Origin of the sequence: Flavobacterium sp., assembly GCF_035299245.1 — a bacterium.
Classification (GTDB): domain Bacteria; phylum Bacteroidota; class Bacteroidia; order Flavobacteriales; family Flavobacteriaceae; genus Flavobacterium.
This window is the reverse complement of record NZ_DATGWY010000022.1, coordinates 57,160-77,891: the sequence shown is the minus strand read 5'-3', so window position 1 is coordinate 77,891 and position 20,732 is coordinate 57,160. Positions and strand designations below refer to the sequence as shown.

The 20,732-nt window shown below is 34.6% G+C and carries 16 protein-coding genes; 11 read left to right on the top strand and 5 right to left on the bottom strand.

Annotated elements, in window-relative coordinates:
* The first annotated feature begins 49 nt into the window (after positions 1-49).
* Positions 50-2,137, top strand: a complete 2,088-nt coding sequence (locus VK161_RS14040) for a T9SS type A sorting domain-containing protein (protein WP_324215424.1) — start codon at positions 50-52, stop codon at positions 2,135-2,137.
* A 114-nt stretch (positions 2,138-2,251) separates the two neighbouring features.
* Positions 2,252-3,331, top strand: a complete 1,080-nt coding sequence (locus VK161_RS14035) for an agmatinase family protein (RefSeq protein ID WP_324215423.1) — start codon at positions 2,252-2,254, stop codon at positions 3,329-3,331.
* 55 nt (positions 3,332-3,386) lie between these two features.
* Here VK161_RS14035 and VK161_RS14030 read toward each other — a convergent pair whose 3' ends face one another.
* On the bottom strand, positions 3,387-4,193 hold the full coding sequence (locus VK161_RS14030; protein ID WP_324215422.1) for a T9SS-dependent choice-of-anchor J family protein: 807 nt from the start codon (positions 4,191-4,193) through the stop codon (positions 3,387-3,389).
* A gap of 248 nt (positions 4,194-4,441) precedes the next feature.
* Between VK161_RS14030 and VK161_RS14025 the strand changes: the two genes are divergently transcribed.
* From VK161_RS14025 to VK161_RS14015, 3 genes are all read left to right on the top strand, one after another.
* Entirely contained in the window at positions 4,442-4,864 is a 423-nt protein-coding gene (locus VK161_RS14025; protein WP_324215421.1) for a glycine zipper family protein, read from the top strand.
* Between the two features lie 112 nt (positions 4,865-4,976).
* The gene (locus VK161_RS14020) at positions 4,977-7,361 is read left to right on the top strand and encodes a penicillin acylase family protein (RefSeq protein ID WP_324215420.1); all 2,385 of its coding nucleotides are present in this window, start codon (positions 4,977-4,979) and stop codon (positions 7,359-7,361) included.
* A 154-nt stretch (positions 7,362-7,515) separates the two neighbouring features.
* Entirely contained in the window at positions 7,516-8,859 is a 1,344-nt protein-coding gene (locus VK161_RS14015; RefSeq protein WP_324215419.1) for an NAD(P)/FAD-dependent oxidoreductase, read from the top strand.
* A 275-nt stretch (positions 8,860-9,134) separates the two neighbouring features.
* On the opposite strand, the gene VK161_RS14010 is transcribed toward VK161_RS14015, so the two are convergent.
* The 4 genes from VK161_RS14010 to VK161_RS13995 form a co-directional block, all read right to left on the bottom strand.
* A complete protein-coding gene (locus tag VK161_RS14010; protein ID WP_324215418.1) occupies positions 9,135-9,497 on the bottom strand; it encodes a cupin domain-containing protein in 363 nt (120 codons plus the stop codon).
* Between the two features lie 45 nt (positions 9,498-9,542).
* Positions 9,543-11,321 (bottom strand): T9SS type A sorting domain-containing protein, encoded by a 1,779-nt coding sequence (locus VK161_RS14005; RefSeq protein ID WP_324215417.1) that lies wholly within the window; start codon positions 11,319-11,321, stop codon positions 9,543-9,545.
* A gap of 1,276 nt (positions 11,322-12,597) precedes the next feature.
* The gene (locus VK161_RS14000) at positions 12,598-12,966 is read right to left on the bottom strand and encodes a DMT family protein (RefSeq protein WP_324215416.1); all 369 of its coding nucleotides are present in this window, start codon (positions 12,964-12,966) and stop codon (positions 12,598-12,600) included.
* A gap of 45 nt (positions 12,967-13,011) precedes the next feature.
* Positions 13,012-14,520 (bottom strand): helicase HerA-like domain-containing protein, encoded by a 1,509-nt coding sequence (locus VK161_RS13995; RefSeq protein ID WP_324215415.1) that lies wholly within the window; start codon positions 14,518-14,520, stop codon positions 13,012-13,014.
* A 397-nt stretch (positions 14,521-14,917) separates the two neighbouring features.
* Here VK161_RS13995 and VK161_RS13990 point away from each other — a divergent pair, with 397 nt between their 5' ends.
* The 6 genes from VK161_RS13990 to VK161_RS13965 all read left to right on the top strand — a co-directional run bounded on the left by VK161_RS13990 (position 14,918) and on the right by VK161_RS13965 (position 20,643).
* Positions 14,918-15,736, top strand: coding sequence for a MotA/TolQ/ExbB proton channel family protein (locus tag VK161_RS13990; RefSeq protein WP_324215414.1), 819 nt, complete (start codon positions 14,918-14,920; stop codon positions 15,734-15,736).
* 52 nt (positions 15,737-15,788) lie between these two features.
* Positions 15,789-16,424 carry a biopolymer transporter ExbD gene (locus VK161_RS13985; RefSeq protein ID WP_324215413.1) on the top strand — a complete coding sequence of 212 codons (636 nt, stop codon included), beginning with the start codon at positions 15,789-15,791 and terminating at the stop codon, positions 16,422-16,424.
* Between the two features lie 17 nt (positions 16,425-16,441).
* A complete protein-coding gene (locus tag VK161_RS13980; RefSeq protein ID WP_324215412.1) occupies positions 16,442-17,002 on the top strand; it encodes a biopolymer transporter ExbD in 561 nt (186 codons plus the stop codon).
* Positions 17,003-17,029: 27 nt separating this feature from the next.
* Positions 17,030-17,836, top strand: a complete 807-nt coding sequence (locus tag VK161_RS13975) for an energy transducer TonB (RefSeq protein WP_324215411.1) — start codon at positions 17,030-17,032, stop codon at positions 17,834-17,836.
* Positions 17,837-18,065: 229 nt separating this feature from the next.
* Positions 18,066-18,956, top strand: a complete 891-nt coding sequence (locus tag VK161_RS13970; protein WP_324215410.1) for a substrate-binding domain-containing protein — start codon at positions 18,066-18,068, stop codon at positions 18,954-18,956.
* A 22-nt stretch (positions 18,957-18,978) separates the two neighbouring features.
* The gene (locus VK161_RS13965) at positions 18,979-20,643 is read left to right on the top strand and encodes a tetratricopeptide repeat protein (protein WP_324215409.1); all 1,665 of its coding nucleotides are present in this window, start codon (positions 18,979-18,981) and stop codon (positions 20,641-20,643) included.
* The last annotated feature ends 89 nt before the right edge of the window (positions 20,644-20,732 follow it).

Here is a 20,732-nt window from a genome sequence, read left to right as displayed (position 1 = left end):
TTCTGAAAATTAATATATTTACGCACTATAATAAAAAACCACCACCACTATGAAAATGAAATTACAACTCTCAATTACACTGTTCTTTGCTTTGGCAAGTTCATTATGGGCTCAAGTTTCTTCAGAAAAAGAAACTCAAGCACGTCAATGGATTAAAGACCATTCAACAGAATTGCACATCAATCCCAATCAAAGTTTTAATTTACGCGCTGTAAGAAAAACAGAGTTTGGTGAAACGTTACGTTTTCAACAAATGCTAAATAATGTTCCTGTATTTGATACCGAAGTATTAGTTCACTACACCAATAACGAAGTGACAAGTTCAGCCGTAAACTACGACGCAAATGTTACTAGTATCACAACAGTACCTTCTTTATCCAAAGAAAATGCAATCGCTATTTCCAACAATGAATTGAAAATAGATAGTGATGTTACTTTTCAAGAGTGTAATTTGTTTGTTTATAATAAATTAGAGTCTACTAAATTGGTTTATAGAGTTGTAACAACTTCTTTCAATAAAATAGGAAGTTGGGAAACAATCATTGATGCTCAAAACGGAACTGTTCTAAGTGTAAAAGACATAGCTTTCTATTATAAAAGCAAAAGACATAATGCAAGTCAGTTTGGTAAACCCGTAAAATGCGATAATCCATTTCAAAAAACAGTTTCTTATGCACCTTTAGCATTTGTAACTGGAACAGCTATGGTATTTAATCCTGATCCACTTTCTCAAGCAGGTGTAGCTTATAATGCTGCAGGTTATACTGATGGGAATGATGCCAATACAACACAATTGAACAATGCAAGAGTATCTGTAACATTGCCAGAAATTGACTTAACGGCTGGTGTTTATCGTTTGAAAAGTTCTTACGCTGACATTAGAGAATTAGGGTCACCAGCAAAAGGATTGTTCACGCAAGCAACTTCTGATTTTAGTTTTAACAGAAATCAAGACGGATTTGAGGCTGCTAATGCATTTTATCACATTGACAAGAGTATGCGATACATCAACCAAACTTTAGGAATTACATGTGTTCCTTATCAATCGGCTAATGCAGGTTTAGTTTGGTACGATCCACACGGAGCAAATTCTGCTGATAATTCTTTTTACAGTAATGGTCAATTACAATTTGGTGAAGGTGGAGTTGATGATGCAGAAGACGCAGATGTAGTTCTTCATGAATTAGGTCATGGTCTTCACGATTGGATTACTTCGGGCGGATTGTCTCAAGTGAATGGTCTGAGTGAAGGTTGTGGCGATTATTGGGCACAATCGTATAGCAGAAGTTTGAATCAATGGACAGAATCAGATGCTGCGTATCACTATATGTTCAGTTGGGATGGTCATAATCCATTTTGGCCAGGTAGAATTACGAACTATTCAGCGACTTATCCAGGAGGTTTAGTGGGGCAAATTCACACAGATGGTCAAATTTGGGCTACAGCCTTAATGACAATTTGGGATGTTTTAGGAAGAGAAAAAACAGATAAGGCTTTCCTTAACGGTTTAGATTTAACCGTTAGTTCAACGAATCAACAAAATGCGGCAATAGCGGTTCGTACCGCTGCAATGAATATGAATTATCCATGTTCTGAAATTCAAGTGATCACTGAGAAATTTACTGATGCGGGTTATACTATGCCATCAATTGCATTGAGAATGAACGCTATTCCTAATCAAACAGTTCAAGCAGACGCGAGTAATACGTATACTTTACCAAGTTATGCAGAGTTAGCTAATCCAATCACTAACAATTGTGATGCAGTGTTAACTCAAACTCCAAATACAGGAACCGTTGTTGGTTTAGGAGATCATTTAATTACTATGGTTGCTACATCAGGGGCAAGTACTGTAACCAGAACGTTTACATTAACTGTTACACCAAGTTTAGGTGTTGACGAAAATGTTAAGAAAAATATTGTGGTATATCCTAATCCAACTTCAAGTAATTTAACTATTCAAGGTGAATTTGACTCTCAGGAAAGTATTACTATTTTCAATTTATTAGGACAAAAAGTAATGGAACATACTATTGATTCAAATGAGCAAGTAGTAAATGTTTCTAAATTAGCTTCAGGTGTTTATACAATCTATTTCAACTCTTCTAAAGCTACATTTAAGTTCATCAAAGAATAACATTTTAGATTTTAAAATATAAACCACAATATGTTTTCATGTTGTGGTTTTTTTATTGAAATTTTTCAAACTCCTTTATAAAAGCTAACTTTGTACAATAATTTAAGTAATACAATGACTAAAGAACAAATCATACTCAACTTCGATCCATCTCAACCAGGTTTAGCTGATGCTACTGTGTTTGGATTGCCTTTTTCAGCCGAACAATCAGAGATAATTGTTATTCCAGTTCCATGGGAAGTGACCGTAAGTTATGGAGCTGGAGCATCTGATGGACCAGAGGCAATTCTTGATGCCTCATTTCAAGTTGATTTGAATCATCAAGATTTTCCTGAATTATGGAAACTCGGAATCTATTATGCTGAAATTCCTGAAACTTGGAAGAATAATTCTAACAAGTATAAAGCACTAGCTCAACCAATAATTGAAGCGTTAGAAGATGGATTAGACGTGAGTAAAATCCCAACTTTGCAATCCGATTTAGAAGTAATTAATAAAGTGTGTCGCGATTTGCATACCGAAGTAAAAGAAGCCGTTTTGCATTGGATGAATCAAGGTAAAAAAGTGGTTTTGTTAGGTGGTGATCACTCTACACCTCTAGGATATTACGAAGCTTTGGCTTCAAAACACGATAATTTTGGAATTCTTCATTTAGATGCTCATATGGATTTACGTATTGCCTATGAAGGTTTTACTTATTCGCATGCGTCCATAATGTACAATGCACTCCAATTGCCTCAGATCTCCAAGATTGTTCAAGTCGGGATTCGTGATTTTTGCGAACAAGAAGTGGAAGTAGTGCAACAATCCCAAGGAAGAGTGGTGGTTCACACTGATTCTGATATGAAAAAAGAAACTTTCGAAGGAAAAACTTGGCAACATCAATGCAATCAAATAATTGACCAACTTCCTCAAAAAGTATGCATCAGTTTTGATATTGATGGTATGTATCCTTGGTATTGCCCCAATACTGGAACTCCAGTGCCGGGTGGATTTTCATTCGAACAGGCTACTTATTTATTCAACAAATTGGCCGAAAGCGGTAAAGAAATTATTGGTTTTGATTTGGTCGAGGTCGCTCCTGGTGAAAATGATGATTGGGATGGAAATGTAGGTGCAAGAATGCTCTTTCACATGTGTGGTGTTTTGGCCAAAAACAATGGTCTTAAAGTAGGAGAAAAGATTGTATTTTAATCTCATAAAAAAAGAGTCCGTTTAATTAACGGACTCTTTTATTTTATTCTAATGTTTACTGTTTTACAACTTTTCGAGTAGTTGTTTTTCCGCTTTCTGTAATGATGTTAAGCAGGTAAGTGCCCGAATTCAAATCACTCAAATCAATGGTGCTTGTATTTGAAAATGTTTTAACTACATTTCCTAACAACCCAATTACTTTTACTGATTCAAGTGTCTCGTTGTGCTGTATTGTAACTATACCCGTTGTTGGATTTGGATATATATTATTGATTGTAGATTCAAAATCAACATTACTCAATGTTCCTGTTACGTCTACGTTGTCTATGAACCAATTGTCACCATCGTCCTGAGACATTTTGAAAGCTACGTAAATTTGTTGTCCATCATATGCACTCAAATCTACTGTTTTAAGATCTGCTGCTGTGAATGGTGCTGCACCTGTACTAATGAAGTCAGACTCGCCATACATCATTACAGGTGTAAAACTTGCAATATCTGTTTGCGAAGTTGTTGAAACCAAAACTTCATAAGTTGTTCCGTATGCAGCTGTATATTGCTGACCACCATAAAAAGTTAAATTTACACCTGTATAACTGGTTAAATCAATTAAAGGAGTTACCATCCAGTCTTCATTTGTGCCGCCTGTATTTGCTTCATAACGAACAAAAGCCGAATTAGGAGCGCTAAAATTACGTGGTGTAGCAATAAAAGTCCAATCGAAAGCTGTGCCTAAACCATTACTGCCTCTGTAAGTTGCCCAACCAGCGGGCATACTAGCGGCAGTATCAAAGTTCTCAGAAAATTGACCATAACTTAAAGAGCTAATAGCCAATAAAAATGTAAAGTAAATTTTTCTCATAAGCATGTTGTTAGTATTAATAATATATAGAAACTACAGCAAATATACATTATTAGCAATAAAATGAATGTATACAGAGTGCTATTTTTTAATTTTTAACAAGACAATTGTTTTAATGTTAAAAAATTAAGATTTTTTTTGTTTTGTGTTCTTAAATTGAAATTCTATAAATCTTAACGTAAATTGTGTAAATATTCATTACATGTGAAGTGCTTACTTTGTATTATTAATTTTAAACAAAAAGTATTATGAAAAATTTATTTTTATACGCATCGTTTTTAACCTTGTTATTAGCATCATGTAAAAACACTAATGAGCAAGCTTCAACTTTGGAAGATCAAAAACAAAAAGTAGTTGATTCAATGAATTTAGTTATGGAAAAACAAAGAATCATCGACTCTATGAATCAAGAAGTGGCCAAAGCTGAAAAAGAAAAAGAAGTCGTTTATGTTAATCAATCTTCAGGATCTAATTCAACAGCCACAACTACAACAAAGAGAAAAGGATGGAGTGGTGCTGCTAAAGGTGCAGTTATTGGAGCTGGTGTTGGTGCTGCAACAGGAGCTATTGTAAGTAAGAAAAAAGGAGAAGGTGCTATAATTGGTGGTTTGGTTGGTGCTGGTGTTGGTGCTGGAACTGGTGCCATTATAGATGACAAAAATAAGAAATAGTAATGCCCCACTATATTTGTGAATGTGCTTAAAATCATCTAGATTTTAGGCACATTTTTTTTATGATTAATTCCCAATAATTAAGTAGCTTTGAGTAACCAATTTGCCTCAAATGAAAAAGCTAAAAAAAATCAGTTTTATTTTTGTTGTTTTCCTTGTCTTACTAGCATTAGGGATTTTTGCCTACACGAAATACAAAAAGCCAAGTTATGATGGGGAAATTTCTTTGAATGGAATTTCTAAAGAAACAACAGTCTATTTTGATGATTACGGAATTCCGCATATTTATTCCGATTCCCAAAAGGATGCATTAACTGTGCTAGGCTATGTTCATGCTCAAGATCGATTGTGGCAAATGGAACTAATGCGTCGGATTGCACCTGGAAGATTGTCAGAGCTTTTTGGGTCAAAGGCACTAAAAAATGACTTATTTTTTGCTGGTGTTGGGATTGATGAAAATTCAAAAAAAGCAATTGCTGAGCTTGACAAAAATTCTGAAACCTATAAACTAGCATTGGCTTATCTTGATGGTGTTAATCAATTTATTGAAAACGGAAAAACGCCACTCGAATTTGAACTCATCGGAATTGAAAAAGAAAAGTACACATTAAATGATATTTACAACATCTTCGGATTCATGTCGTTCAGTTTTGCAATGGCACAAAAAACAGATCCATTGCTGACTGATATTCGAGATAAATTCGGAATCGATTATTTAAAAGATTTCGGAATTGATGGTTCGCTAGGCAAAACAAAACTCAAGAACTACAAAGGTGAAGTTGCTGACTATTCTGAAATTTCAAAATCAATTTCAAGTCTATTGGAATCTTCGCCAATTCCACCTTTTATAGGAAGCAATAGTTGGGTAATTGGTGCTCAAAAAACCAAAAACGGAAAAGTAATTTTTGCCAATGATCCACACATCGGTTTTTCTCAACCATGTACTTGGTATGAAGCGCACATCGTTACTCCAGATTATGAAATGTACGGATATTATTTGGCCGGAACTCCATTTCCATTGTTAGGCCACAATCGTAATTACGCTTATGGTTTGACCATGTTTGAAAACGATGATTTGGATTTATTTCAGGAAGAAGAACATCCACAAAACACCAATCAATATAAAGTTGGTGAGAATTACAAAGAATATTCCATTCGAAAGAAAATCATCAAAGTCAAAGACAGCACTTCAGTCACTTTAAATGTAAAAGAATCGGTTCATGGTCCAATTATGAACGATTTACTTTCTACGTTGTCGACCACCAAGCCAATCGCGATGTCATGGATCTACACCCAACAAAAAAATCAAATTTTGGATGCAGTGTATGGACTTTCGCATGCTAAAAATATGACCGATTTTTATTCAAAAGTTGAACTCATTCATGCGCCAGGTCTCAATGTAATGTACGGAGATGCAAAAAATAACATTGCATGGATTACCTCTGGAAAATTGTATAAAATGGATGCATCGGTCAACCCAAATTTTATTTTAAACGGAAGCAACGGCATAGACGACAAAAAAGAATTTCTTCCTTTTTCAAAAAACCCATCTGCTATTAATCCGCCATGGCATTATGTGTATTCGTCCAATAATCAGCCCGAAGCTGTCGATGGCTATTTGTATCCAGGTTATTATTTACCAGAAGATCGCGCCAAACGAATTTCTATTTTACTCGAACCCAAAAACAATTGGACTTCAACCGATGTTCAAAAAATGATTTTGGATAATACTTCTGCAGTAAGCCCAAATGTGGCAAAAAGTTGGGCCAAAGTAATCGATGAAAAAGTTTTGAATGCCAATGAAAAGAAAGCTTTAGCAACCATTCAAAAGTGGACAGGCTCCAATTTACAATCAGAAATTGCACCCACTATTTACACCAAATGGCTCTATTGTTATCTTAAAAATACCTTTCAAGACGAGTTAGGAAAAGAAAACTTTACCGCTTTTCTCGGAACTCACATCATGAAGCAAACTATTGCCAGTCAGAGTCAAAATGAAACTTCTCCTTGGTGGGATGATGTTGCAACTGCTGACAAAAAAGAAACCCGCACCGAAATTTTAAATCGTTCCTTCAAAGAAGCTATTGCCGAATTGGAAACTCAACTAGGCAATGATCTTACTTCATGGAATTGGGGCAAAGTACACACCTTAGAACACCAACATCCGCTCGGAAAAGTAAAAGCATTAAGCGGTTATTTTAATGTGGGAACTTTTGAAGTGGACGGCGCCAACGAAGTAATCAATAACCTTATTTTTCCGATGACGGGCGACGGAATTTACAAAGTTACCGCTGGACCATCGACACGAAGAATCATCGATTTTTCAGATGTTGAAAACAGTGTAAGTATTCTTCCAACCGGACAATCAGGAGTGCCAACCAGCGAACATTACGACGATCAAGCCGAAATGTACGCTCAAGGAAAATTCAGAAAAATGAAGATGAACAAAAAAGAAATTATTGCAACGTCTACTAAATTGGTTTTCAAACCGGAATAAAAAGAGACAACACAGATTTCACAAATTTTCACAGACTCCAAAATTTTACTTGGCTTTTTTTGCCTAGTAAATTGAAGTAAAAAATAATCTCAGTAAATCTGTGAAATCTGTGTTTAAAATTCAATAAATTTGCACAACCGCTTATTGTAATCCAATGCAAACACCCCAAAAAATTGCCGTTGTAGGTTCGGGTCTAGTCGGAACATTACTGGCAATCTACCTAAAAAGACTCGGTCATACGGTGCATGTGTACGACCGAAGTCCTGATATCAGAACCGTTGAATTTTCGGGTCGTTCCATCAATTTAGTCATGTCGCACCGCGGTTGGAAAGCCATGGAAGACGTCGGCCTCAATGATGAAATCCGTAAAATCGGAATTCCAGTTGACAAACGCGCCATTCACCTTAAAGACGGTCAACTCAATTACCAATATTACGGTAAAGAAGGTGAGGCCATTTTTTCATTGTCACGCGGTGTTTTGAATCGTAGAATGATTGATTTAGCGGAAGAAGCCGGAGTCGAATTTTTCTTCGAACACCGAATTTGGGATGTAACGCTTGCCGATGCAACTCTTCATATGGGCGAAACTGAAAGAGGCGAGTGGACCGACTTAAAATACGATAAAGTCTTTGGTGCCGATGGTGCTTTTTCCCGCATTCGCCACCGTATGCAACGCCAAAGTATGTTCGATTATTCGCAAGAATTCATGAAATTGGGCTACAAAGAATTACACATTCCCGCCAATCCCGACGGAACACATAAAATCGATAAAAATTCACTCCATATTTGGCCTAGAGGCAATTTTATGCTCATGGCATTGTCCAATTTAGACGGTTCGTTTACCTGTACGTTGTTCATGCCATTTGAAGGTGAAAATTCGTTCGAACAACTCAAAGACGAAGCGACTTTGGTTGACTTTTTTGCCGAGTTTTTCCCCGATACCAAAGAAGTTATTCCCGATTTAGTCAAAGATTTTTTCAAAAACCCAACGAGTTATTTGGCGATTATGAAATGCTATCCGTGGACGTACGAAGACAAAGTAGCGCTAATTGGCGACTCAGCGCACGCCATTGTACCTTTTTACGGACAAGGAATGAATGCAGGTTTTGAAGATATTACTGTTCTCAACGAAATGATTAGTAAGTACGGTGACGACTGGAAGAAAGTATTTTCTGAATACCAAAAATCACGTAAACCCAATGCCGATGCGATTGCCGAACTTTCGCGACGCAATTTTGTCGAAATGAGTACCAAAACTGCCGATGCCCAATTCTTATTGCAAAAGAAAATTGAAAAATGGTTCTCCGATAAACATCCCGATAAATGGCTGCCGTTGTACAGTCGCGTGACATTCAGTTTGCATCCGTATTCAGAAGCGTTGGCGTTGGGCGATTTCCAAAACAAAATCATGGAGGAAGTTATGCAAATGCCCAAGATCGAAGAAAATTGGAACAGCCAAGAAGTCGAAAACAAAATCATCCAACTTTTAAAAAAGTAGTCATTGCGAGCCAGTCATTGCGAGCTTTTAAGCGAAGCAATCTCAAGCAATCTGAAGAAATTAGAAGCCAATCCAGCTATTCGTTTCAAGCTTTTTCATTCCAAATCATTTTTGTACGTTTTTCATAAGCTTCCGTTGGTCGCTTCTTAAAAACAACAAAAAATGGTTTTCCATTTCAAAAGGCTTTCCACTTCTATCTGGGCTAGAACAGTAGTTTGAAATTTGAATTTTTGCTTTTAAAATTTATTTGGATTTTGGTATTAGTTTTTTTGAATTTATTCCTCCCGATGCACTTTCTCAAAATCAAAAGCGGGTTTGCAAATTGCAATGTATTCACACGGTTCATCAAACGGATTCGAATATTGAACGCGGGTATTTTTCTCAATCTTAATTGATTGTCCAGCTTCTAAAATTACGGTTTCACCTTCAATAATAAATTGCTTTTTCCCCGAAATAATATAAGTATATTCTTCAAATTCGGGCGTTTGAAAGGGTTCGCTCCATTTTGGCGGCGCAATCATATGCGCAATCGAAATTTCGGCATTTCCCGTAGTTGGAATTCCGTGATGCTCTTCAATTAATTTCCCATCCGTAGTCGGAACTACAAAAGGCGCTTTTTGTATAAAGTATTTTTTCATTTGTTTATTGTGAGGAGTTGCGAGGCACGAAGCAAAGCAATCTCGTTATTCTTTAATTATTTTCTCCACTTTCACACCCTTTTCAGTAATTACTTTTACAAAGTAAATACCCAAACTCTGTTGATTCATGTCCAAGTTAAAAGTGTTAGAATTGTTGAGTTGAGTAGTAATCAATCGGCCTTGAACATCATACATTTGAATCGAGGTAATCACATCATCTGCACTAATGCTTAAATGGTCTTTTACTGGGTTGGGTGTCATAACAACTGACGCATTTTCAAATTCATCCACTCCCAAAGCAACAATGGTTGTAGTTGCTGTATTGGTAATAATCGGAAAGTTGTAATCAAAATAAATATCGGCAGTGTTGGAAACGCTATTTCCCAACACCAAATTGTTTTTGGTTCTGATTTTAAAAGCGATGTAACCATGACTTGCTGGTTCGTTGTCTTGCTCAGCAGGAAGTTGAATGTTTTCAAAAATAAACTCTACTTTATTGCCTGTAATTCGAGTCACTTGCGGATGCGAAGTGGCCGTTAGTTGGAAAGAAGCCAAGTCGAATTTGTTGGTGTCAATCATATCTTTTACCACAACATTTTCAGCTGGAGCCGTTCCGGAGTTTTGAAAACGTATTAAATAATGCAGATAATCACCTACTTTTTCTGGCAAAATAGCATCGCCTTCCAAACAGGTTTTATCATTCGGATCATACGAACCCACTACAATTTGATTTAAATTAAATACATTGTCTTCTGGCGTTTCGTCGTTAACAATCGGCTCAATCATAACGGCGAGATTTAATACGTCGTCAATGTTTACAGGCGGAGTTTCAGTAGGAGCATTCACATTCAAAGTGAAATGAATCGTTCTGCTTTCAAAAGGCAACAAATTAGAATAATTCCAACTCAAAACATTCACAACCTGCGAGTCGACAGCAGGATTTGCAGTTATAAAGTCTAAAATAGCATCGTCAAAACTAAAATTTACGGTTCCAGAGAGCGTTTGGTTTCCTTTGTTTTTGTAAGTCAATTGATAGGTTGCATCAAAACCAGGACGAGCAGGAGTAATAGGCAACAAAACCACATCAACATCATTATGGACTCCATTGGGTGTGATACAAAAATTTTGTGTTTGCGTAGAACCATCTAAAGTAGGAAAGTTTAAAGTTACAGTTGCTGGAGAAACAGTGAAATACGGATTTTCAAATTGAGGAGTCAGCGTAAAACTACCAGCTTGGGTATAAAAAGCATAGTCACCATTATTAGAGAACGTCGCACCCGAAGTTGTTCCGTCGTTTATTGTGATTTTCAAATCATCAGGCTGATAGTCCGAAGCATCACATCCGTTATTATTGATATCTAAAGTTGCTATTCCCGAAATGGTATTGTGAATTCCACCGGGAATAAATGTGCAATAGGAGCCTACATTAGCAGTGCTCTGATTTTGAATTTGCATGATCTCTTGAATAGTTGCGATATTACTCTCATCGGTACAAAAGTAACTTAGATTTGGGCACTCATATACGTGCATTATCAAAATCAAATCATTTAAATTAACAAGTTCATTTTTAAAATTGACATATTCTAGATTCGGAGAATCTCCTAAAAATAAGGCATAAGAAACAGTTGAGTCATTTGAAGCTGTAAGATTACTTAAATCTATTGATGTGAAAAGATTGCCGCCTAATCCAATAGATCTTAAAAGAGGACAATTAGACAGGTCGATAGTTGTTAATAAATTGTTTTCGCAATAAAGACTTTGAAGCTCAGTTTGATTATTTAAATTCAAAGATGTTAAATTGTTTCCAGAACAAGATAGACTCATTAATTGAGTCAAATTTGTAACATCTAAACTGTTTAATGGATTATTAGAAGTGTCTAAATAGTTCAAGTTGATAAGATTGCTTAAATCAATTATTGTCAACAAATTTTGGTAAAAAATTAGAGTTTGTAAACTTGTAAGTGTTGAAACATCTAGTATTGATATTTGATTAACAGCACAATTTAAATTGGTAAGATTAATCAAAGGTGCAACTGTTAAGGAAGTAATGAGATTTCTTTCGCAGTACAAAGAAGTAAGATTGGTTAACTGAGAGACCTCTAGTGTTGAAATAGAGTTTGTACCACAATTTAGTTGCGTTAAATTGGTTAAGCCAGTTAAATCCAAACTAGTCAAGCCTATATTATTAAATTGTTTATTGTAACTACAATTAAGCACTTGTAGATTACTCATGCCTGTAACATTTAATGATGTCAAAAAATTATTAGAACAGTTGAGATGAGTTATACTGTTCGCTCCTGTTGTCGTAATAGATGTAAGGCCTGAGCTAGAACAATTAACAGTTTGTAAACTTGTTAAGTTGCTCAAATCTAAGTTTGTTAGAAAGTAATTGTCAGAGCAATTTAAGTTTTGAAGATTAGTTAAATTGGTTAAAATAAGAGTGTTTAAAGAATTGTTATTAGAGCAATCTATAGTTTGTAAACTACTATTTTGAGAAAAATCGAATGAGCTAATACCAGTATTAGTACAGACGAATGTTGTTAAGTTGGTAGTTCCATTAAAATTTATTTGATTTAAATCATCATTGTAATTAACATTGATTGATGTTAAATTTGATAAGTTGCTTAAGTTTATACTTGTTAAGTTGTGATTGAATGAACAGTTTAGATTTTGAAGATTGATCAAGTTGGTTAAGTCTATATTTGTCAAGTAATTAGAAGAATTTATATCTAGATTTGTAACATTAGTGAAAGATTCTATTCCTGTTAAATCTATTGTTGTGTATAAACTTAAAGTCAGTTCACTTACACTCAACGCCTCGCTAACTTGAATTTCATTGTCGTAATTTGTGTCAATTGGAGGATAATGATTTAATAAAGTTTCTTTAAAATTGGCATCGGGAATGTTTACAATTTGAGCATTACTCAATAAACCCAAAAACAAAAAGAGTAAGTAGTATTTTTTCATAGCTAAGCAGTTTTGAGAGAAGAATTGAATTTGGTTTTCTAAGCATATAAATATATAAAAAACAATTAATTTACTTCCGCAAAATCAATAATAAAGTATTCTGAGTGAGTATTTTACTGTTTTGAATGAGAGTTTATTTTTTGAAAATAAAATACACTGCCAACACCAAAAAGCACATTCCCACTAAATGATTCCATTTTAAAGTCTCATTTTTAAAAAATAATAAAGAGAATATTACAAAAATAATCAGCGTGATTACTTCCTGAATGACTTTCAGTTGAAGCAGAGAAAAAGGTCCGCCGTTGCCTTGAAAACCAATTCGATTCGCCGGTACTTGAAAGCAATATTCAAATAATGCCAAACCCCAACTGAGTAAAACGATGGTAATCAAGCCCGCATTTTCAAACCATTTGAGTTCTTTAAATTTCAAATGACCGTACCAAGCTAATGTCATAAAAACATTAGACAGTACGAGCAAGCCGATAGTCATAAAACTTTTCATCCGATTATTTGTATTCTTTCTTCTTTCTTCTTGTAGCGCAGCGGTCTATTTTCTGAACATTTTCATCAAAATCCCAAAAACACCTCTTATAAATGAAGCACTAGTTACTACTTTGGTTACCGACTTTCCTATGACTTCAGCAGTACTTGGTTCATTGCTTTTCTTTTCTTCCACCTCTTGTTCTTCGGCTTGTTCTATGGCCGATTCGATTTTTTTAGTCAATAGTTCATAAGCACTTTCGCGGTCGATTTCTTCTTGGTATTTTTTTACCAATTTCGATTGAGCATTGATAGTTGCAATTTCACTCTCGGTCAAAACATCCATTCTACTTTGCGGCGCACGAAGCATGGTTGCGGCCAATGGAGTCGGAATTCCTTTTTCATTTAAAGCGGTTACAAAAGCTTCTCCAATACCGAGTGACGTGAGTACTTCGTCGGTTTTGTAGTATTCCGATGTTGGATAATTATCTGCCGTTTGTTTGATAGCTTGTCGATCGTTGGCAGTAAATGCTCTTAAAGCGTGCTGTATTTTTAATCCCAATTGCGCCAAAACTCCTTTCGGAATGTCCATTGGGTTTTGGGTGATGAAGTAAACACCAATTCCTTTCGAACGAATTAATTTAATTATGGTTTCAATTTGATCCAACAACACCTTACTAGCTTCATTAAAAATTAAATGCGCTTCGTCTATGAACAAAACCAATTCTGGTTGATCAACATCACCTTTTTCGGGCATTTGCTGGTAAATTTCGGCCAACAAACTCAGCATGAACGTTGAGAATAATTTGGGTTTATCTTGAATGTCGGTCAGTCGAATGATGCTTACATAGCCTTTGCCGTTTTCGTCAATTCGCATCAAATCGTCAATTTCGAATGATTTTTCACCAAAAAAGAAATCACCGCCTTGTTGTTCCAACTCAATGATTTTTCTCAAAATAGTTCCTGTAGTTGAAGTTGAAATTTTACCGTATTCTTCAGAGATTTCTGCTTTGCCTTCTTCGGTAATATAATTCAATACTTTTTTTATGTCTTTTAAATCCAAAAGCGGCATTTTATGATCGTCGCAGTATTTGAAAATAACCGAAACTACTCCAGCTTGGGTGTCGTTTAAATCTAATATTCTTGAAAATAAAACTGGACCAAATTCTGAGATTGTGGCTCGCAGTCGCACACCATCTTGAGCCGAAAGTGTCATTAATTCAACTGGATACTCGGCGGTTGTATAAGGAATGTTGATTTTAGTATGACGTTCTGTAATGAATGGTTTTTCTTCACCTGCTTTAGCAATTCCAGAAAAATCTCCTTTAATGTCCATCATTAAAACCGGAATTCCAAATGAAGATAACTGCTCAGAAAGTACTTGAATGGTTTTGGTTTTTCCAGTTCCAGTTGCTCCAGCAATTAAGCCATGTCGATTCAGTGTTTTTAGTGGAATTTTAACCTGTGTCTCGCCAACAGGTTCTTTTTCTAAAATTGCTGCACCCAGTAAAATCGAATCCCCTTTAGTAGTGTAGCCATCGTTTATATGTTGTATAAAATTTTCTTTAGAGCTCATTTTGAATGTAAAATTTAAAGTAAAATAGATAATTTTAAGTGCAAGGTACTATATTTTTTGATTATTCTGAAAAGTAAAAAGTCAGTATTTTTTTATTTTTTCCAACCTTTTCATCCTTTTTTTCCTCTATGTAGATAATAATGTTTGTTTTTTCTTCGTTATGATTAGTATAAGGTGTAGGTTTTAAATGTTTAGTATTCAGTCTAGTTTTAAAGAGAATAAAAAATCACTTAACAATTTGGTAAAGTTGTCACAGAAATAGAGTCTTAACAATATCATATAAAAAGTAAAAAAAGTTTTTTTATTTAAACTAAAAAATTAAATTTGCTCCTATTCAAGTTTTATTTAACAACTAAAAAACTTTATAATTATTTAAAAACTATTAAAAATTTTAAAAATGGCAAACGTTAAAAAAGAAAAGGGTTCAAACGGAGGAGGAATGTTCTCTGGGATTGTAATTGCATTATGTATTTTTGTTGGATGGATCATCTGGCAGTTCATCATGGGTGCGGGTTCAAACTTTGAAGGTGGAGTAAATACAGGTCATCCGCTACCAGGAAACTATTTAGCAATGGTTTACAAAGGAGGTCCAATTGTACCCGTTTTGATGGGATTATTATTAATGGTAATTGTGTTCTCTTTTGAAAGATATTTTGTTATCTCTAAAGCTGCTGGAACTGGTAATTTAGACCAATTTATGGGTAGAGTTCAGTCGAACATTAATGCAGGTAATATTGACGATGCTATTGCTGCTTGTGACAAACAAAAAGGTTCTGTAGCTAATGCAATTAAAGCGGCATTAGTAAAATACCAAGATGTTAAAAAAGAAGGTTTTAACAGTGAAGAAGCTGCTGAAATGATTCACAAAGAAATTGAAGAAGCTACTGCTTTAGAAATGCCAATGTTAGAGAAAAATATGACTATTTTATCTACATTAGTTTCTTTAGGAACTCTTGCCGGATTATTAGGAACGGTAACAGGTATGATTAAAGCGTTTGGTGCGTTAGCGACTGCTGGAACTCCAGATCAAGCGATGTTAGCAAATGGTATTTCTGAAGCACTTATTAATACAGCGACAGGTATCTCTACTTCTGCATTAGCGATTGTGACTTACAACTTATTTACTTCAAAAATCGATACGTTGACGTATTCAATTGACGAAGCTGCAACTGCAATCGTTAATACATACAGAAGATTTAGAGGAAGTTTAAAATAATAATTTAATCAGGTGATTAAATTCATCAATTAAATTCAACACAAAAATAAAGATGGCAAAAATAAAAATGTCAAAAAAAGCAGCATCTATCGACATGACAGCAATGTGTGATGTGGCTTTCCTTTTGCTTACGTTCTTTATTCTTACTGCAACAGCTAAAGTGCCTGAACCAATATCAGTTGATACACCAAGTTCAACGGTAAAAACAAAATTACCAGAAACAGATTTGGTTACCATTACAGTTGGAAAAGGGAAAGAAAATATGTTTGTTGATATCAAAGGAAGAGAACTTCGTAAAAAAACCTTAGAATTAATGGGTCAAAAATACGGTGTTACTTTCAGTGAAGAACAGAAAGAACAATTTGCATTAATGGAAAGTTTTGGTGTGCCTATTCAAAATATGGCTGATATCATCAAAATGAAAAGTGCTGATAGAAATAAGCAAGGGTTGCAACCTGGTGTTCCTTACGATACTATTGTAGGTAGTGAAACTAATCAACTTAAAGATTGGATTTATACTGCTCGTCAAGCTAATATCGAATTAGGAAGCGATAAAGAACTTAACTTCGCCATTAAAGGTGATGCAAAATTGGAATATCCTAAAGTGAAAATTGTAATGGATATTTTACAAGACCAAAAAATCAATACCTTTGATTTGGTAACTGGTTTAAGAGGCGAGAATTTTTAATTTTATAAGAAAATAAAATGGCTGAATTAAATACCGGCGATGACGGCGGAGGCAAAAAAGGCTCCAAAAAGGTAAGAAGTAAAAAGCAGAATTCTAAAGTAGATTTAACTGCTATGGTGGATTTGGCTTTCCTTTTGATTACGTTCTTTATGTTGACCACTTCGTTGTCAAAACCTCAATCAATGAATCTAGGTTTGCCTGATAAAGAAGAGGATAAAACAAAAGAAAAGCCTATCAAGGTTGATGAAAGAAGAACCATGACCATTATTATGGGGAAAGAAAATAAAATGAAATGGTTCATGGGATTGCCTGATAAGCCAATTACTCCACCAAAAGCTGATGTGTATGGTAAAGAAGGTTTGAGAAAAGCAATTTTAAAATACGTTAACGAAGTACCTCAGATTACAGGTAGTAAAGAAAAAGGATTAATTGTTATCATTAAACCTACACCTAAATCAACGTACAGAAACTTAGTGGATGTATTGGATGAAATGGCAATATGTGATGTTCCTACTTATGCAATTGTGAATGATCTTCAACCTGATGAGAAAACAATTGCAGACGAAATGAATAAATAACTCTTGTATAATTTAAATTAATTAAAGATGAAATTAGACCTATTTAAAAAACAATGGCTTGACATCGTTTTTGAAGGACGTAACAAGAGTTATGGTGCTTATGATTTGCGTAAGAAAAATGTAAACACCACACTACGTGCTTTATTAATTGGAGCAGTTGTTTTTAGTTTGGCTGTTGCCACACCAAAACTGGTTGAGTTTTTTGGTAGCTCTTCAGATGATGAAGATATGTCATTGAATAAAAAGATTACTACAGTAAAGCTTCCTCCAAAAGAAGAGAAACCTAAAGAAAATCTTCCACCACCACCGCCACCGCCACCTAAAGTGGATCAAGTGAAATTTGTTAAGCCAGTAGTTGCTAAAACAGAAGAAATCACTGAAGAGCCACCAAAGATGAAGGATTTGGAGGAAAAGAAAATTGGTGATAAAGACATCAAAGGTGATCCAGATGCTGACTTAAGACTTGAGCCACCAGGAGATGGGCCAAAACAAGTAGAAGTTGTAGAAGAAGACAATAATCTATACAACACAGCAGGAGTTGAGGTTAAACCTGAATTTCCAGGTGGTATTGATAAGTTTTACAAATACGTTGCTAACAATTTTGAACACCCAGAGGATGAAGGTTTTCCAGGAGGTAAGTTATTTGTGCAATTTACTGTAGAAAAAGATGGTTCACTTACTGATATTAGAGTTAGAGATATCGGATACGGAACAAAAGCTGCAGCTGAAAAATTATTAAGAAAATGTCCGAGATGGACACCAGCTGAACAAAATGGTAAAAAAGTAAGATGTTCTTATACTTTGCCAATCACATTGCAAGCTAATTCTGAATAATGATTCCGAATTTAAAAGATAGTTTTATGAAGAAATCGCTTAAAGAGCGATTTCTTCTATTTATAGGGTTTCTGTTTTTTTTGATATATTTAACATTTGGGTTAACCATAATTTTTTGGGAAAAATTACCCTTGAAAATGCCCTATCCTTATCGTTTAGCACTAGGAATAGTAATGATTGTATATGCTTTTACACGCCTTTTGCGTTTCTTTAATTCAAATAATCAAGAATGAAAAAGTACATTAAATATCTCAGTATCTTTACAGTAGTGGTGGTTGCTTTTGTTTTTGCTTGCGCTAAAAAAGAAAATAAAGAAACCATTCTAAAAGGGACTACTACAATTCTTGTTGACGAGACATTAACACCCATTATTGAGGATCAAATAGCCGTTTTTCAAAACGAATATGATGCTAAAATAAAGTTAATCTCACAGTCAGAAAAAGAAGCTGTCTTATCTTTGTCAAAAGGAGTAGCTGATGTTATTGTGTTGCCTAGAAAATTATCTTCTGATGAAGAGAAATTATTCAAGCAAAAGAAAATTGTTCCAAGAACGACTGTTTTTGCAAAAGATGCCATAGCATTTGTAATGAATAAACGATCAAACGATACTTTAATTTCAGTTGATGAAATCGTTCGTTTTTTAAAAGGAGAAAAAAATACAATCAAGGGATTGGTTTTTGATAATCCTAACTCTAGTAATGTTGAATATATTACTAAATTAGCAGGCTTGAATTCATTGCCTGAGAATGGTGTTTTTTCGTTCGGAACTAATGAAGAAGTTTTAAAATATGTTGCTAGTAATGACGGAATGATTGGCGTTGTGGGTGTAAATTGGATTTTTCAGCCTTCACTAAAAATGATGGATGTTCTTGAACAAGTTAATGTGCTAAGTGTTAAATCAGCAAAGTCGAATAACTACTTTTTCCCAAGTCAAGAGAACATAGCAACCGGTGATTATCCTTTGGCACGTGATTTGTATATTATCAATTGTCAAGGTTATGAAGGATTAGGAATGGGCTTTGCATCATTCATGTCTGGAGAAAAAGGACAACGAATAATACTTAAATCAGGATTAGCTCCAGTGAGAGTTCCTGGTAGAAATATTAGAATTAGAAATTAAATAGTAATTAAATAGTAATAAGATGAACAAATTAAAGATTTTCAGTATTGCAATGTTAGCTACATCTGCATTCAACTATGCTCAAGATGTTGATGCAGCTAAGAAAATAATTGATGCTGAACAGTATGAAAAGGCAAAATCAATGTTAAAAGGTATTCTGCAAGCTAAACCTTCAAGTGGTAAAGCAGCCTTTCTATTAGGAACTATTTATTTAAAACAAAATAGTGAAGATTCTGCAAAAATATATTTTGATAAAGGTGCAGCAGCAGAAGAAGGTTCTAGATTTAATGCAATTGGTTTGGGTCATCTGGATTTAAATAATGGAAATACTAGTGCCGCTAAATCCAAATTCGATGGTGTTGTTAGCAGTTTAAAAAAGAAAGAGTTTGAAGAACTTGTTTATATTGCCCAAGCGTATATCAATTCTGAAAAGCCTGATTACAAAGCAGCAATAGCTATTTTAGAGAATGCTAAATTAAAAAACCCAAATTCAGCTGAGGTGTTTTTAGCTCTTGGTGATGCCTATTATGGTGATAAAAGCCAAAATGAAGCCTATTCAGCTTATCGTTCAGCCTATCAGTTGGATCCTTCTATGATTCGTGCGAAAATGCAATTGGGAGTTTTGTTAAAAGGTGCTAAAGCCTACACAGAAGCTGTTAAAGCTTACGATGAAGTGATAAGTTTGAACCCAAACTATGGGCCAGTTTACAGAGAATTAGCTGAAACCTACTATTATTGGGCCAATAATCAACCAAAAACGTACACTGAAAACATTGCAAAAGCATTAGCAAATTACGAGAAATACATGAAATTAACCGATTACTCGTTGTCTTCTCGTATGCGTCATGCCGACTTTTTAATCTTAGCTAAAGATTATAAAGCTTTAGAAGTTGAGGCTAATGAAATGAAGAAATTAGATAAAGTTAATCCTAGAATTCTACGTTATTTAGGTTATGCATCTTATGAAAATGGAAACATTGATGGTGCTATTAGTTCATTGTCTGAGTTCATTTCTAAAGGCTCAAATAAAATTATTGGTGGAGATTACTATTATTTAGGATTGGCTCAAATCAAGAAAGCAGTTAATTTTGATGCTAAAACAGTTGATGCAACTTTGATGGCTTCGGGTACTGAAAATCTTAAAAAAGGTGTTGAAATGTCTGCTTCATTGGCTAATGCATTAAATGAAATTGGTAAAGATTACTTCTCTAAGAAAATGTATACGGTTGCTCAATCTATTTTCGAGATAGCAATATCTAATCCAGAGTCTAAAAACTATTTGGAAGATAATATTTACTACGGATTAAGTGTAATTACAAACAACAGAGGAAAAGACCTTAAAACTATAGATGTTGCTTCTTTAGATAAAGCTAATGCTGCTATGGATAATGTAATTAAGGCAACTCCAAATTATCAAGAAGCCTATTTATACAAAGCAAGAATTAACAGTACTTTGGAAAAAAACGATATCATGGTTGAAAATTTCCAAAAATATGTTGATTTAATTCTTGCAAAAGGAGCAGAAGAAGTGACTAAAAACAAAGCTAAAATGATTGAATCATACAACAATATGGCCGTTTTTTACTCTGCTAATGATAAAGCAAAAGCAAAAGAGTTATTGAACAAAACCCTTGAATTGGATTCTGCAAATACTTTTGCGTTGAATGCTTTGCAAACATTAAAATAATAGAAATTCTATTAAAATAAAAACGCCTTTCAATCGAAAGGCGTTTTTTATTTAATCTCTACAATAATTATTCTTAATGATAAGTTTTC